At 48.2% G+C, this 13,689-nt stretch carries 12 protein-coding genes; 6 read left to right on the top strand and 6 right to left on the bottom strand.

What is annotated here, in order from left to right; translation table 11 throughout:
- The 5 genes from ACSEMK_RS00570 to ACSEMK_RS00550 all read right to left on the bottom strand — a co-directional run bounded on the left by ACSEMK_RS00570 (position 1) and on the right by ACSEMK_RS00550 (position 6,765).
- Entirely contained in the window at positions 1 to 756 is a 756-nt protein-coding gene (locus ACSEMK_RS00570; RefSeq protein WP_213317098.1) for an SDR family oxidoreductase, read from the bottom strand.
- 19 nt (positions 757 to 775) lie between these two features.
- Positions 776 to 1,144, bottom strand: coding sequence for a holo-ACP synthase (gene acpS, locus ACSEMK_RS00565; protein ID WP_213317097.1), 369 nt, complete (start codon positions 1,142 to 1,144; stop codon positions 776 to 778).
- Between the two features lie 18 nt (positions 1,145 to 1,162).
- Positions 1,163 to 2,809, bottom strand: a complete 1,647-nt coding sequence (locus ACSEMK_RS00560; RefSeq protein ID WP_430914444.1) for a ShlB/FhaC/HecB family hemolysin secretion/activation protein — start codon at positions 2,807 to 2,809, stop codon at positions 1,163 to 1,165.
- A gap of 58 nt (positions 2,810 to 2,867) precedes the next feature.
- Positions 2,868 to 5,528 (bottom strand): filamentous hemagglutinin N-terminal domain-containing protein, encoded by a 2,661-nt coding sequence (locus tag ACSEMK_RS00555; RefSeq protein ID WP_435336309.1) that lies wholly within the window; start codon positions 5,526 to 5,528, stop codon positions 2,868 to 2,870.
- Positions 5,529 to 6,273: 745 nt separating this feature from the next.
- Positions 6,274 to 6,765 (bottom strand): YajQ family cyclic di-GMP-binding protein, encoded by a 492-nt coding sequence (locus ACSEMK_RS00550; protein WP_087860394.1) that lies wholly within the window; start codon positions 6,763 to 6,765, stop codon positions 6,274 to 6,276.
- A 138-nt stretch (positions 6,766 to 6,903) separates the two neighbouring features.
- Here ACSEMK_RS00550 and panE point away from each other — a divergent pair, with 138 nt between their 5' ends.
- Genes panE through ACSEMK_RS00535 form a run of 3 tightly spaced genes read left to right on the top strand, consistent with a single transcriptional unit; the run spans position 6,904 to position 8,900 of the window.
- The gene (gene panE / locus ACSEMK_RS00545) at positions 6,904 to 7,815 is read left to right on the top strand and encodes a 2-dehydropantoate 2-reductase (RefSeq protein ID WP_113373735.1); all 912 of its coding nucleotides are present in this window, start codon (positions 6,904 to 6,906) and stop codon (positions 7,813 to 7,815) included.
- Complete coding sequence (gene yajL / locus ACSEMK_RS00540; RefSeq protein ID WP_087860396.1) at positions 7,778 to 8,371, top strand: protein deglycase YajL; 594 nt, start codon at positions 7,778 to 7,780, stop codon at positions 8,369 to 8,371. The genes panE and yajL overlap by 38 nt, the downstream gene beginning before the upstream one ends.
- A gap of 52 nt (positions 8,372 to 8,423) precedes the next feature.
- The gene (locus ACSEMK_RS00535; protein WP_430914446.1) at positions 8,424 to 8,900 is read left to right on the top strand and encodes an SRPBCC family protein; all 477 of its coding nucleotides are present in this window, start codon (positions 8,424 to 8,426) and stop codon (positions 8,898 to 8,900) included.
- A 57-nt stretch (positions 8,901 to 8,957) separates the two neighbouring features.
- Here the strand turns inward: ACSEMK_RS00535 and thiI are convergent, their stop codons facing one another.
- Positions 8,958 to 10,406, bottom strand: coding sequence for a tRNA uracil 4-sulfurtransferase ThiI (thiI, locus tag ACSEMK_RS00530; protein ID WP_087860398.1), 1,449 nt, complete (start codon positions 10,404 to 10,406; stop codon positions 8,958 to 8,960).
- 234 nt (positions 10,407 to 10,640) lie between these two features.
- Between thiI and xseB the strand changes: the two genes are divergently transcribed.
- Genes xseB through dxs form a run of 3 tightly spaced genes read left to right on the top strand, consistent with a single transcriptional unit; the run spans position 10,641 to position 13,664 of the window.
- The gene (gene xseB, locus ACSEMK_RS00525; RefSeq protein ID WP_015367987.1) at positions 10,641 to 10,883 is read left to right on the top strand and encodes an exodeoxyribonuclease VII small subunit; all 243 of its coding nucleotides are present in this window, start codon (positions 10,641 to 10,643) and stop codon (positions 10,881 to 10,883) included.
- The gene (gene ispA, locus ACSEMK_RS00520) at positions 10,884 to 11,783 is read left to right on the top strand and encodes a (2E,6E)-farnesyl diphosphate synthase (RefSeq protein ID WP_087860399.1); all 900 of its coding nucleotides are present in this window, start codon (positions 10,884 to 10,886) and stop codon (positions 11,781 to 11,783) included.
- Positions 11,784 to 11,801: 18 nt separating this feature from the next.
- A complete protein-coding gene (gene dxs / locus ACSEMK_RS00515; RefSeq protein ID WP_430914447.1) occupies positions 11,802 to 13,664 on the top strand; it encodes a 1-deoxy-D-xylulose-5-phosphate synthase in 1,863 nt (620 codons plus the stop codon).
- Positions 13,665 to 13,689: the final 25 nt, after the last annotated feature.

Below are 13,689 nucleotides of genomic sequence, written 5' to 3'. Positions count from 1 at the left end.
TCACCGCATTACCATGCCACCATCGACCACGATGGTTTGCCCTATGATGTAGCTGGATGCCGTAGAGCTTAAATAAACAATAACGTTGGCTACTTCGTCACATTTCCCGAGTCGTTTTAAGGGAATTGAATTAGTCACTTCACGAACAACTGTACGTGGAACCTTCTTCGCCATTTTGGATTCAATCATCCCCGGCGCAACCGCATTAACGCGTACGCCCCGAGGCGCCAGCTCAGCTGCAAGAGTCCTGGTGAAACTTAATATTGCACCTTTTGATGCGCTATAGTTTGCCTGACCAACGCTTGGTACAAGAGCAGCCACAGATGCGACATTGATAACCACAGGGCTTTCTGCGGAACGTAATAACATTAATGCTTCTTTCGTTAACCGGAACAGGCTAAGTAAATTAATGTTGATAACCGAATAAAAATCATCAAAGGTCATTGATGCAAAAAGGCTATCCTTGACAATGCCCGTGTTATTCACCAGCACGTCCAGTCTTCCGGCTTCGATGGCCAACTGCTTACACAACGCAATGACTTCTTCCTGGCTTGTGAGATCACACGGAAAAATATTAAGTAAATCACCATTAGCATGATGTTCTTTCAGAGAAAGCAAGGGCTCGACATTTGATTTATATAACGCATAAACCGTGCATTTTTGCTCAAGAAATTTCCTACAAATTGCAAGACCTATATCGCCGCTGGCACCAGTAATCAGCACTTTTTTACTTACAAGATCGCTATACCTATACATTTTACATAAATGCCTTTAATTAATAGATTATGGTTGCGGCTATCGCATATGTCCGGCAGTGAGAAATACTTAATGATATATTCATAATCTTTTGTTCGTTAAGTATGTACTTTACCCTCCCTGACAATAGAAACTCAGGTTTTCCATTTTCGTCATGGACAACCTCGATGTCATGGAACCGAATTCCGTGACTAAATCCATACCCAATAGCTTTTACCAGCGACTCCTTAGCAGCCCAAAAGCCTGATACTCGTTCGTAATTAATGGCAGTAATACCAATATCTTTTATTTCATTATCCGTAAATACTCGATGAAGAAATCCTGACTTATCATTAGCAATAGCTTTTTCTATTCTTGCCACTTCAACAATATCTGTACCAATACGCATTGCAGAGTTCCCGATGAATTAAATCTGGTACGCAAGATTGAAATTAATTTTATATTTATCGACATCCAAATCATGGGGATAGATAAAGGGCGCTGATATCGAACCATCATACTCCAAAGCTCTGACACTCCCTTTGACACCTAAAATACCACCCATTAATTTCTTGCCGCTAAGATTTTGTGAAGGTAACTCACCAATTATTTGACCGTAATCAGCACCGATATAAGGTATGAGACCTTTATATCCTGTAACAACATTTAGCGTGTTTTGTAAAAAGAAGCCTTTATTGCCATAGATACCATCACTGTTTTGAAAGCCACGTACACTCCAACGATCGCCTATCGTGAATTGATCTTGTAACGTCAAATTATCTGGTGAGTATTGGGCGCCAAAATTAAGTTCATAATAGGCGTTAGTTGGCAGCATTGTTAACCATTTCACGTAATTCACATTAAGGTTCACAATCTGACTTTTCTTACTAACAGTGCCAGTGCGCATATCAGGCGTGTCGGTACCGCCAAAAGCTTTGGTAAACCGCTGCCAGCTCAGCGTTGAGTCCAGCGCAGCTCCGGTAAAGTTTCTCTTATAATTTAAACCTAACCGTACATTACCCATATCACGTTTTTGCAGTACCAGTTCTGTCCCGCCCAATGTGTAGTCATATTTACGTCTGATCAGTTCAGCACTGGTAGACAATTTTGAGTTCACATTGCGGTATAGCATTCTATTGCCCTTGAGACTGAAGTATTCCGTCTCTCCAACATAATCAAAAGTATATGCACCGATATCTATACCTTGATGGGATTTACTTTTACTATAATAAAGACTGAATTCAGAATATCCGAATGGCACACTATAATAAGTACTCACGTTCTTATAACCACCAGTGTGGCTACCTGTTCCTGCCAGATAAAAAAGATCACTCAAGCCTGTAACATTATATAAATAACTTGTCCCACCTATAAGTTCACTACCAGTACTCTTATCCCCGAAATTATTATAAGAAGCCCTTAAGCTCCACTTTTTTTTACGCTGGGGATTTATTAGCACTTTGCTTGTACCATTTTCAGCGCCTGGTAGGATGTTTATCTTGACATCCACTTCAGGGGTTCTCTGGATATTTTCCAGCCCTTGCTCTAAATCTCTGATGTTTAGTATATCGCCATCTGAAAACGGTAAAATCCAGCTGCTTACATCATTATCAGCCACAACAATCTCGGAAATTCTTCCTGGAACTACCGTCAGATTTAATTTTTTCGTTGACAAATCCTGTGAGGGAATTTCAACTCTCGTGGTTATATACCCGGCATTTATATAATAATCCTGGAACAGCACAGCAGCCTTTTTGAGCCCATTCATTCCCAGGCATTTACCAATCACCTTATTTTTTATTTCCTTTAATCCATTGTTATCTAAAAAGTCATTATTAAGAATCAATTCATTGATCTGAAAACAAGGTGTTTCTTGCGGGAATGTGCTATCAGTGTGCTTCTTTGTCGTGGCATCAGAATACACATCTTTCTGCTCTATTTTTCTGTCTTGTAAGGACGCATTATCGTTACTTTGCTGTTCTTTTATAAGTCGCCCTAACTGAACATCAGCGGCGGTCACGGGTAGCGTGGCTAAAAAAAGAGAAGCAATGATAAAGGTGTATCGAATATCCATTTCATATCCTGATAATGTGAAAGCAGTAATCCCTTACTGCTTTCACCCACTACCTAATTTATTTACCGACAACGGTACCAAATACGTTTACAACATTGGCTGTAGTCTCAAACCCTTGAGCCCCACCTAATACAGCCCAGAAACCGGTGTTGACGATTTTCTTAGCATTGATTACCGCCTTACCCGCTGTATAAAGATTGCCATAGTTGTAGATGTTATTACTTGCAGTGACATTCAACTGGCTATCAGCAACTAGGTTTGACCAGTTTGAGATATTTTTAGCGGTGACATTAGTAGTCTTAGCTGTAATATTCGCGCCGAGATTATTAGTCAAGTCATTAGCAGTGGTGATATTAAGCGTATTACCCGCTGCAATGTCGCTGTTATTAGTAATAGTTTTGCCAGTCAGATTTAAATCACCACCTGCATTAAAGGCGTGATTATTTGTCAGGTAACCGGAAGTATTTACTGTCAGATTGCCTGCAGCATTCACCCATCCAGTGTTATTATAGTCACCAGTAATATTAATTAAAATATCACTATCTGAAGAGATGATGCCGGTAGCGGTATTTTTAGCAACAGAACCACTTGCTTTTGATGATATCGCAGTTGCGTCAATCTGCATATTTCCTGAACTATAAATTGTTGCGTAATCAGCAGCCACTTTCTTCGCAGCAATCGTCATCTTCCCTGAATTAGCAACAATCTGCCCTTTGTTACTTGCGAGAACGCCAGTCAGATTAATATTTACATCACCGGTTTGCGCAATGATACGACCTGATTCGTTATTCAGGCTTTTCGCCGTAATATCAACACCCTCGCCGCCAATTAAACCACCTTGTTGGTTTCCATAACCGAAGTATTGGCCGACATAGAAGCCAAACTTGTCGCTATCGGTGCTGGTGATTTTGCCTGCCGCATTAAGCGCTAGTTTTTGATCAGCAACCATCATAGTATACTTAGCATCGATATCAGCTCCGGACTCAATACTGATATTTTTTGCTTTAATGACTGAACTATCTGTGCTCACGGTGTTGGCTTTGATAGTAACATCACCGTTTACTGAAGTTATCACTCCCAATCGGCTGTAGTAATTATCGAGATCGATATTTACACCATCTCCGCCGTTAATACCGGATTGGCTGGTATTTATGTCGCGACCAGTAATTGAAACAGTCTTACTGCTTTCAATTTTACCCATATAGTTATCAATATCACTGGTGGTTTGGATGCTCACATCACCATCTGAGGCAATTTCGCCAGCCCAGTTGAATAAGTAGTCAGCAGCAATCTCGATGCCGTTACCTGAGACGATGCCCAAGGATTCACCGCCCGTGGTATCGGCCGATTTGTTGTCGTTGTTTTTAACTGCTTTAGTTGTCGTTAATTTTACAGCACCAGCACTGGAGCGGATCAAACCAGTTACGTTTTCAATGTTTCCAGTACTTTCAACTTCGACATTGCCCGTTGAATCAATAGTGCCGCCATTATTGGTTAACGATGTATTTTTCAGGCCAACATAGCCAGCATGAATCTGACCGTCGTTATTATTAAAATCACCTGATTCGATTGCAACGACACCCGCCTCAATACCCGCCGTTTTAGCTTTTCCGGTATTGGTAAAAGAATTACCACTGGTATTGACAGCCAGCGTTTGTCCGGCAGCCAGTTTACCATTACTATTATCGAATTTACCGCTGGTAATATAGTTATTAGTGGTTGCTAAAATATTGCCACCGTTGATATTACTAACTTTATTACCCGCAGTATCAATAGCGATCATTTTATCGCTGTTGATTTTCCCTGCACTATTTTCTAAAACACCGTTGGTGTTCAGGGTGATATCACCGCTGGATTGAATAACCGCATTGTTGTTAAGCAGTTTACCGTTACTGGTAATATTAATACCGCTATCCCCGGCAGAAATCGTTCCCAGATTACGTACGCCTACGCCGCTTTCAGTGCTAACAAGGCTAATTTTATTCGCATACATACCACCGAGCTTAGAAACATCCACACCATAGGTACTTGCGTTACCGGTAGGCGTTACGGAGTCGGTGACTACACCGTCGGCGTTGACCGCATTACTCCCCGCGACGATCTTAAGCTCACTGGCAGAAAGCGCGCCATTCACAACGATACTACGCGCCAGGATTTCGGTTGGTGATTCGCTCTGAAATCCACTTACAGTAATCGTTCCGCCATTAACCGAATAGCCATTTAATAACCCATCGTCACCTATCTTTGGCGTACCCGTGGTTAATGTCCCTTTTTCAGCATTGATGAACCCGCCTCCCTGAGTCGTGATGCCATTAGGGTTGGCAATGATCAAGTGAGCGGAATCACCGGCAACTTCCATCATACCATTAATGGTACTGGCATTCGTTGAAGTCACCTCATTAAGAATAACCATTGCGCTGCCGTCCGTAAGGTTCGGGTTGGCTGCAATCTGTCCGGCCAGTACGGACTGTGCTGCGCTTGTCGCGTTATTAAAAATGACGCCTTCAGCGCCAACATTCAGCGTGTCGTATACGTTATGCGAAAGGCCATTGCTATTCGGTTTCGCGATATTAACAATCGGCACCCCATTGGAAGCTTCAGTAACGCTGCCATTTTTAATAGAAATTTCCGCTTGCGCCATTACGGGCATCAGCAGTAATAATGACGCTGCAATCGGGTTTAATTTCACTGACCTTTTTTTGTTTTCGTGGTATTTCATATGAACCTTTCTAAGATAGTATTGATTGAGTGCAGCCATAATGAATAACCTGCACTTATGCAGCGTTACTCACTCTGACTATTTTAAGTACGCGTCATGTGTACAAAATCCCTGTGAAAAGCACGTAAACTCATCAAATGTTATATGCAGCTCTATTCAACAAATTAATTTTAAATACATAAAAATGTATTTCTGCGCCCACCTACGCCGAATGCATATACTTACCTGGAACAAAGAAAGCTGATTCAATTCATACAAAATATGAGACATTCCCTGTCCACGCATCGAGCGTAATAATTCGTTTCAACGCTGGTAGCTCATCATTTCTCATCTCGCCTGCTAAACCAAGTCGAAATATGTTTTAGCGACACACAGTAAACAATGACATACACAACCCCATATCCTTACTCCGTTACAGTTTCCCCGATTAAAATAATGAATAAAAAGTGAATTCGTTCCATACAGAAGCAACTTCCTTTACTTCATGATTGAGATCAATACTGCATGCCCACTTCTCGCGGGTATTATTCATTCTCAAGTTTGAACCGATCAGTATGAATTCATATTCATGAATTTTAATTTGAGAAAATAATCAGAAAATTTAACCTGGCGTTGATAATGAAACAAATATGCTGAACGCCTTGAGGAAGGATTAAAAAACAGGTCAGAAGAGTTAAGTAGTAAGATTTTTAGTTGCCGGAGAACGGCTTAAATCTTCTCCGGCATCGACATCAGGCTTTGCGTGTTAATCGCGGAAGTTCTTGAACTGGAATGGCTGGCCAAGGTCGCCACCGCGCACTAAGGCCATAACCGACTGCAAATCGTCACGAGATTTACCAGTGACGCGAATTTCTTCGCCCTGGATCTGCGTCTGTACTTTGAGTTTGCTGTCTTTAATCAGTTTGACGATTTTCTTCTGAATCGCACTTTCAATGCCCTGCTTCAGCTTAGCTTCGACAAACCAGGTTTTCCCGCTATGTACAAAGGCTTCCGGCACATCGAGCGAACTTCCCTCAATGCCGCGCTTGAGTAGCTTGGCGCGAAGAATATCCAACAGCTGATTGACCTGGAAATCAGACTCGCTCAGTACCTTGATGGTTTTACTGGTTTCGTTCAGCTCAAAGGTGGCTTCAACATTACGAAAATCAAATCGTGACTCGACTTCGCGGCTTGCGTTTTCGACCGCATTACGCGCTTCCTGAAGATCGACTTCAGAGACAATATCGAAAGATGGCATCTTTTCCTCTCCTTCCGTTTCTTTTGCGTTGCATAATACCCACAACGCGGCATAACTCAACTTGTTATCCCGGAAGCTTAGCTGATAACGCTATACTTTAGCTACAAGCGCCTGGGAAGTCGCAGGTGAGGAGGAATAATGAAAGTAACCGTACTGGGATGCGGTGCACTGGGACAATTATGGTTAACCGCGCTGTATAAAAACGGACATGAGGTCCAGGGCTGGTTACGCGTCCCGCAACCATTTTGTAGCGTTAATCTTATTGAGACTGACGGTAGTAATTTCAATGAATCAATGACCGCTAACGATCCTGATTTTCTCGCCACCAGCGATTTGCTACTGGTGACGTTAAAGGCATGGCAGGTTTCGCAGGCGGTGAAAAATCTGGCCGCTATATTACCGGCTTCAGCCCCTATTTTGCTTATTCATAACGGCATGGGCACCTTGAATGAATTAAAAAGCATCAAGCAACCTCTGTTGCTGGCGTCCACCACCCACGCCGCCCGCCGCGATGGCAATGTCATCATTCATGTCGCGCAGGGGACTACCCATATCGGGCCTGCTAAAAGCTATAGCCAGGATTACAGCGGCCTCGCTGACATCCTGCAAAATGTACTTCCGGATGTCGCCTGGCACGACAACATTCATCCGGCATTATGGAGTAAGCTGGCCGTCAACTGCGTCATTAACCCCCTGACCGCGCTGAAAGATTGCCGAAATGGCGATCTGCGTGATTTCCCGCATGAGATCACTGCCATTTGTCAGGAAGTCGCAGCGGTGATGGAGCGCGAAGGAATTCATACATCGGCGGAAAACCTGTTATTGTATGTGAATCAGGTCATTGAAAGTACTGCAGATAATATTTCATCGATGTTGCAGGACATCCGCGCACAGCGGCATACGGAAATCGACTATATCACTGGTTTTCTGCTTAATCGCGCACGCGCCCACGGCCTGCCTGTGCCGGAAAATGCCCGTTTATTTGAGCAGGTAAAGCGAAAGGAGAATATTTATGAACGCGTCGGCACTGATTTGCCTCGCCCCTGGTAGCGAAGAGACCGAAGCGGTCACCACTATCGATTTATTAGCGCGCGGCGGCGTGAAAGTGACCACCGCCAGCGTCGCCAGTGATGGCAATCTGACCATTGTCTGCTCGCGAGGCGTGAAGCTCGTCGCGGATGCGCCGCTGGTCGAAGTCGCCGATGGCGATTTTGATATCATCGTTTTGCCTGGCGGAATTAAAGGCGCCGAGTGCTTCCGCGACAGCCCTTTACTGGTAGAAACCGTAAGACAATTTCATTTATCCGGGCGCATCGTGGCGGCAATCTGCGCCGCGCCAGCGACCGTTCTGGTGCCACATAATCTGTTTCCTATCGGCAACATTACCGGTTTCCCGGCGCTAAAAGAGCAAATCCCCGCCGAACAGTGGCAGGATAAGCGCGTCGTTTGGGATCCAAGGGTTAATTTGTTGACCAGTCAGGGTCCAGGAACATCCATTGATTTCGCTCTCAAAATGATTGACCTGCTGGTTGGCCGTGAAAAAGCGCATGAAGTTGCTTCGCAGTTGGTCATGGCTGCTGGCATCTATAATTACTACGAATCCTGATAGCCGGTCCGCGCAGCGGACTGGCGCCCCTTATTTCCTGAGGAGCCGTAGCATGTCCCGTAGCGCAACCGATTCTCGTGACCTCGTCATCAGCCGCTGGCTCAGCGCCCCCACTGCAGCTCTCTGGCGCGCGTGGGCCGATCCTGTATTACTCAAAACCTGGTGGTGCCCGAAACCGTGGTATACCGACGTCCTGGCTTTTGATTTGCGTCCTGGCGGGGCTTTCCATACCGTGATGCACGGCCCTGACGGTGAACGTAGCGATAACCCCGGCTGTTTTCTTGAAGTCATTCCGCAGCAAAAAATAGTTATGACCTCAATGCTAACTGAGAACTTTCGCCCGGCCGTTACCCCTTTTGCCATGACGGCTATTATTACCTTTGCGGATGAAAACGACGGTTGTCGCTATACGGCAACGGTACTGCATGCGGACGCGGAAACCCGAGAGCAGCATGAAAAGATGGGATTTTTTGAAGGCTGGAATATCGTTATCGATCAGTTGAGTGCACTGGCGATGACGCTACGCTAACCCCCAGATGTAAAAAAGCCTTCCCTAAGGGAAGGCTTTTTCATCAGTACAGGTGAATTACGGGCGATACACTTTCACGTTAGTAAAGCCCTGCTCACGCAGGTACAGCGCCTGCAGACGGCTCATCACACCCCGTTCACACCACAACAGCCAGGTTTTACTCTGATCGAGGTTGCCAAATTGGGTGCTCAGTTTATAGAACGGCAGCGAAACAACATCGACGCCTTCCACTTTCAATGGTTTATCATCCTGCTCATCGACAGAACGAATATCGAGAATCACGTCGTTCGCGCTGAAGCCGCTGACGGTTTCGACTTCCACCACGTCCTGCTGCGTTTGCTGAGCGATGTCGCGAATGTCGATGTTATTCGCTTCCTCAACCACTTTATCCAGAATGCTAAAATCGAAGTTTTCTTCTTCCGCTTCGATCTTCGCTTTTACCGCTTTCACGGTTGGGCTCTTCGAGATAACGCCGCAGTATTCCGGCATGGTGCGGGCAAAATCTTCCGTGCCGATTTCGCGTGCAAGATTGATAATGTGTTCTTTATCATGCGAAATCAGCGGACGCAGGATCAGCGTGTCGGAGACATTGTCGATAAGACGCAGGTTGGTCAGCGTCTGACTGGATACCTGGCCCAGCGCTTCGCCGGTCACCAGCGCCTGCACGCCATAACGCTCAGCAACTTTCGATGCCGCACGCACCATCATACGTTTGAGCACCACGCCCATCTGGCCATCATCGACTTTTTCAAGGATTTCGCCAACCACCGGCTCAAAATTGATTGCCACGAAGCGAACACGATGAGAGCTGCCGAAGCGGTTCCACAAATAGTGCGCCACCTGGCGAACACCGATTTCATGCGCGGCGCCGCCGAGGTTGAAGAAGCAGTAGTGTACGCGACAGCCGCGACGCATCAGCATATAGCTGGAGACGCCGGAGTCGAAGCCGCCGGAGATGAGCGACAGCACATCTTCCTGAGTACCGATAGGGAAGCCGCCAATACCTTCATAGCGCCCTTTCACCAGCAACAGACGATCGTTTTCGATCTCCAGATTAACCGTCACGTCCGGGTCGGTGAGCTTCACGCGCGCCGATTCGATATGCTGGTTCAGGCCGCCGCCAACGTAGCGCTCAACCTCAATTGAGGTGAATTCATGTTTACCACGGCGCTTCACACGTACGCAGAAGCTTTTGCCTTCGAGCTGCTCGCGCCACAGCGGTAATGTCTGCTCAAAAATATTGTGCAGCGAGGTGAAAGGAACGTCTTCCACTTCCAGAATATGGTGAATGCCCGGGATACGGGTCAACGCGTCGCGAATAGCCGGTCGCTGGTTTTCGTCTTTCGCGCGAACTTCGATATGATCCCAATGACGAACGACGGCGAGCGTCTCATCATAGTTTTTGAGAACGTTACGAATGTTCCCGGTTAAAATTTTAATAAAGCGCAACCGCACAGATTGGCTTTTGATGGTGATTTCCGGGAACAATTTAATGATAAACTTCATAGCGACATTAGTTCGTTGGCAAGCCCGACGGGGCTTTAAGCAAAAAAATTGTACAGGCGCAACACAGCGTCTGCATCCAGGGCGCGGAGTATACCATCATTGTTCGCTTTTCGCCTGGCATTGCGCATTTTCGCAAAAATGTATCCGTAGGGTGAATGCCGCGAGTTTGCTTAACCGCCCGACTCCGTTACCATACTGATAGCCATCGAGACATAACAAGAGTCTATATTCACTATGCCAAAGAAAAATGAGGCCCCGGCCAGCTTTGAGAGCGCTTTAGGCGAACTCGAGCAGATCGTTAATCGTCTGGAAAGCGGCTCACTACCGCTGGAAGAAGCGCTCAGCGAATTTGAACGCGGCGTGCAGCTCGCGCGCCAGGGGCAGACGAAACTGCAACAGGCCGAACAGCGTGTCCAAATCCTGCTGGCCGATAGCGAAGATGCGCCGTTGACTCCCTTTACGCCGGACGCTGAATAAATGGACTTCCCGCAACAATTACAGGCCTGTGTCTCCCAGGCCAATGACGCGCTGCGCCGTTTTATCTCTCCGCTGCCGTTTCAGAACACTCCGCTGGTTGAAGCCATGCACTATGGCGCATTATTAGGCGGTAAACGCCTGCGCCCTTTCCTGGTTTACGCCACCGGCGAGATGTTCGGCGTTAGCCGTTCTACGCTGGATGCCCCAGCCGCCGCCGTCGAATGTATTCATGCCTACTCACTGATGCATGACGATCTGCCGGCGATGGACGACGACGATCTGCGCCGCGGTCAACCCACGTGCCACATCAAGTTTGGCGAAGCGAACGCAATTCTTGCCGGCGACGCCCTGCAAACGCTGGCATTTTCTATACTAAGTGATACGCCGATGCCGGAAGTGCCGGATCGCGACCGTCTGGCGATGGTTTCCGAACTGGCCCAGGCCAGCGGCGTCGCCGGAATGTGCGGCGGTCAGGCGCTGGATCTCGAGGCGGAAGGCGAACAGGTCAATCTACAGGCGCTGGAGCGAATTCATCGCCATAAGACCGGAGCGCTTATCCGCGCGGCGGTTCGTCTTGGCGCGCTGAGCGCCGGCGAGCGTGGCCGTCAGGCGCTGCCAGCGCTCGATCGCTTCGCTGAGAATATCGGCCTCGCCTTCCAGGTGCAGGATGACATTCTCGATGTGGTAGGTGATACTGCGACTCTTGGCAAACGTCAGGGTGCCGACCAACAGTTAGGCAAAAGTACCTATCCGGCGCTTTTGGGTCTTGAGCAAGCCCAGCAGAAAGCGCGCGATCTGATTGCCGATGCCCGCCAGGCTTTAGATGAGCTGGCAGCGCAATCGCTGGATACCACGGCACTGGAAGCGCTCGCGAATTACATTATTCAGCGCGATAAATAAACAATAAATGAGTCTCTGATGAGTTTTGATATTGCCAAATACCCAACCCTGGCGCTGGTAGATTCCACCCAGGAGTTGCGCCTGCTGCCAAAAGATAGCCTGCCTAAGCTTTGCGATGAGCTGCGCCGTTATCTTCTGGACAGCGTGAGCCGCTCAAGCGGCCATTTTGCCTCTGGCCTTGGCACGGTTGAACTGACCGTGGCGCTGCACTATGTCTACAATACGCCTTTCGACCGCTTAATCTGGGACGTCGGCCATCAGGCTTACCCGCACAAAATTCTCACCGGCCGTCGCGATAAAATCGGCACTATTCGCCAGAAAGGCGGGTTGCATCCGTTCCCGTGGCGCGGCGAAAGCGAATATGACGTACTGAGCGTCGGTCACTCCTCTACCTCTATCTCCGCGGGTATTGGGGTCGCTATTGCCGCCGAAAAAGAAGGCAAGCAGCGGCGCACCGTTTGCGTCATTGGCGATGGCGCGATCACCGCCGGGATGGCATTTGAGGCGATGAACCACGCGGGCGATATCAAACCAGACATGCTGGTGGTGCTGAACGACAATGAAATGTCGATCTCAGAGAATGTCGGCGCGTTGAACAACCATCTGGCGCAGCTGCTGTCCGGCAAGCTGTACTCTTCGCTACGTGAAGGCGGCAAAAAAGTCTTCTCCGGCGTACCGCCGATTAAAGAACTGCTTAAGCGTACCGAAGAGCATATTAAAGGTATGGTGGTGCCCGGCACGCTGTTTGAAGAGATGGGCTTTAACTACATCGGTCCGGTAGATGGCCACGATGTACTGGGTCTGGTCAATACGTTGAAGAATATGCGCGATCTGAAAGGACCGCAGTTCTTGCACATCATGACCAAAAAAGGCCGTGGATATGAACCGGCTGAAAAAGATCCCATCACCTTCCACGCGGTACCGAAATTCGATCACACCAGCGGCGTGCTGCCAAAAAGCAGCGGCGGCCTGCCAACCTATTCGAAAATCTTTGGCGACTGGCTGTGCGAAACCGCGGCGAAGGATGACAAACTGATGGCCGTCACCCCGGCGATGCGTGAAGGTTCGGGCATGGTCGAGTTCTCGAAGAAATTCCCCGATCAATATTTTGATGTCGCCATTGCCGAACAGCACGCAGTCACCTTTGCCGCCGGGATGGCGATTGGCGGCTATAAGCCGATCGTGGCGATTTACTCAACCTTCCTGCAGCGCGCTTACGATCAGGTGATCCATGATGTCGCCATTCAAAAGCTGCCGGTACTGTTTGCAATCGATCGCGCGGGCATCGTCGGCGCCGACGGTCAGACGCATCAGGGGGCATTCGATCTCTCCTTCCTGCGCTGCATTCCGGAAATGGTGATCATGACCCCGAGCGACGAGAATGAATGTCGCCAGATGCTCTACACCGGATACCACTATAACGACGGCCCTAGCGCAGTACGCTATCCGCGAGGCACAGGTACTGGCGCGGAACTGGCACCACTGGCGTCGCTGCCGATCGGGAAAGGCGTGGTGAAACGTAACGGCGAGAAGCTGGCAATTCTTAACTTCGGGACTTTACTGCCGGAAGCCGCTCAGGTTGCGGAAAAACTCAATGCGACGCTGGTCGATATGCGTTTTGTGAAACCGCTTGATGAGGCGCTGATCCTGCAGCTTGCCGCCGATCACGATGTGTTGGTCACGCTTGAAGAGAACGCCGTCATGGGCGGCGCTGGCAGCGGCGTCAACGAGCTGTTGATGGCCCACCGTCGCGCGGTACCGGTGCTGAACATCGGCCTGCCGGACTTCTTTATCCCGCAGGGGACTCAAGAAGAAGTTCGCGCCGACCTCGGCCTGGATGCCGCCGGTATCGAAGCCAAAATCCGCGACTGGTTGGCATAATTGCCCATACCGCTCCTGCTATGCT

The sequence above is a fragment of the Klebsiella sp. K-3 genome (assembly GCF_051207495.1).
Lineage (GTDB): Bacteria > Pseudomonadota > Gammaproteobacteria > Enterobacterales > Enterobacteriaceae > Klebsiella > Klebsiella aerogenes.
This window is presented reverse-complemented; position numbering and strand designations above follow the sequence as displayed.

What these genes read in the sequence shown, in the direction of transcription:
- ACSEMK_RS00570 (WP_213317098.1), bottom strand. Translation starts at nt 756, where the DNA reads ATGTATAGGTATAGCGATCTTGTAAGTAAAAAAGTGCTGATTACTGGT.
- acpS (WP_213317097.1), bottom strand. Translation starts at nt 1,144, where the DNA reads ATGCGTATTGGTACAGATATTGTTGAAGTGGCAAGAATAGAAAAAGCT.
- ACSEMK_RS00560 (WP_430914444.1), bottom strand. Translation starts at nt 2,809, where the DNA reads ATGGATATTCGATACACCTTTATCATTGCTTCTCTTTTTTTAGCCACG.
- ACSEMK_RS00555 (WP_435336309.1), bottom strand. Translation starts at nt 5,528, where the DNA reads ATGAAATACCACGAAAACAAAAAAAGGTCAGTGAAATTAAACCCGATT.
- ACSEMK_RS00550 (WP_087860394.1), bottom strand. Translation starts at nt 6,765, where the DNA reads ATGCCATCTTTCGATATTGTCTCTGAAGTCGATCTTCAGGAAGCGCGT.
- panE (WP_113373735.1), top strand. Translation starts at nt 6,904, where the DNA reads ATGAAAGTAACCGTACTGGGATGCGGTGCACTGGGACAATTATGGTTA.
- yajL (WP_087860396.1), top strand. Translation starts at nt 7,778, where the DNA reads ATGAACGCGTCGGCACTGATTTGCCTCGCCCCTGGTAGCGAAGAGACC.
- ACSEMK_RS00535 (WP_430914446.1), top strand. Translation starts at nt 8,424, where the DNA reads ATGTCCCGTAGCGCAACCGATTCTCGTGACCTCGTCATCAGCCGCTGG.
- thiI (WP_087860398.1), bottom strand. Translation starts at nt 10,406, where the DNA reads ATGAAGTTTATCATTAAATTGTTCCCGGAAATCACCATCAAAAGCCAA.
- xseB (WP_015367987.1), top strand. Translation starts at nt 10,641, where the DNA reads ATGCCAAAGAAAAATGAGGCCCCGGCCAGCTTTGAGAGCGCTTTAGGC.
- ispA (WP_087860399.1), top strand. Translation starts at nt 10,884, where the DNA reads ATGGACTTCCCGCAACAATTACAGGCCTGTGTCTCCCAGGCCAATGAC.
- dxs (WP_430914447.1), top strand. Translation starts at nt 11,802, where the DNA reads ATGAGTTTTGATATTGCCAAATACCCAACCCTGGCGCTGGTAGATTCC.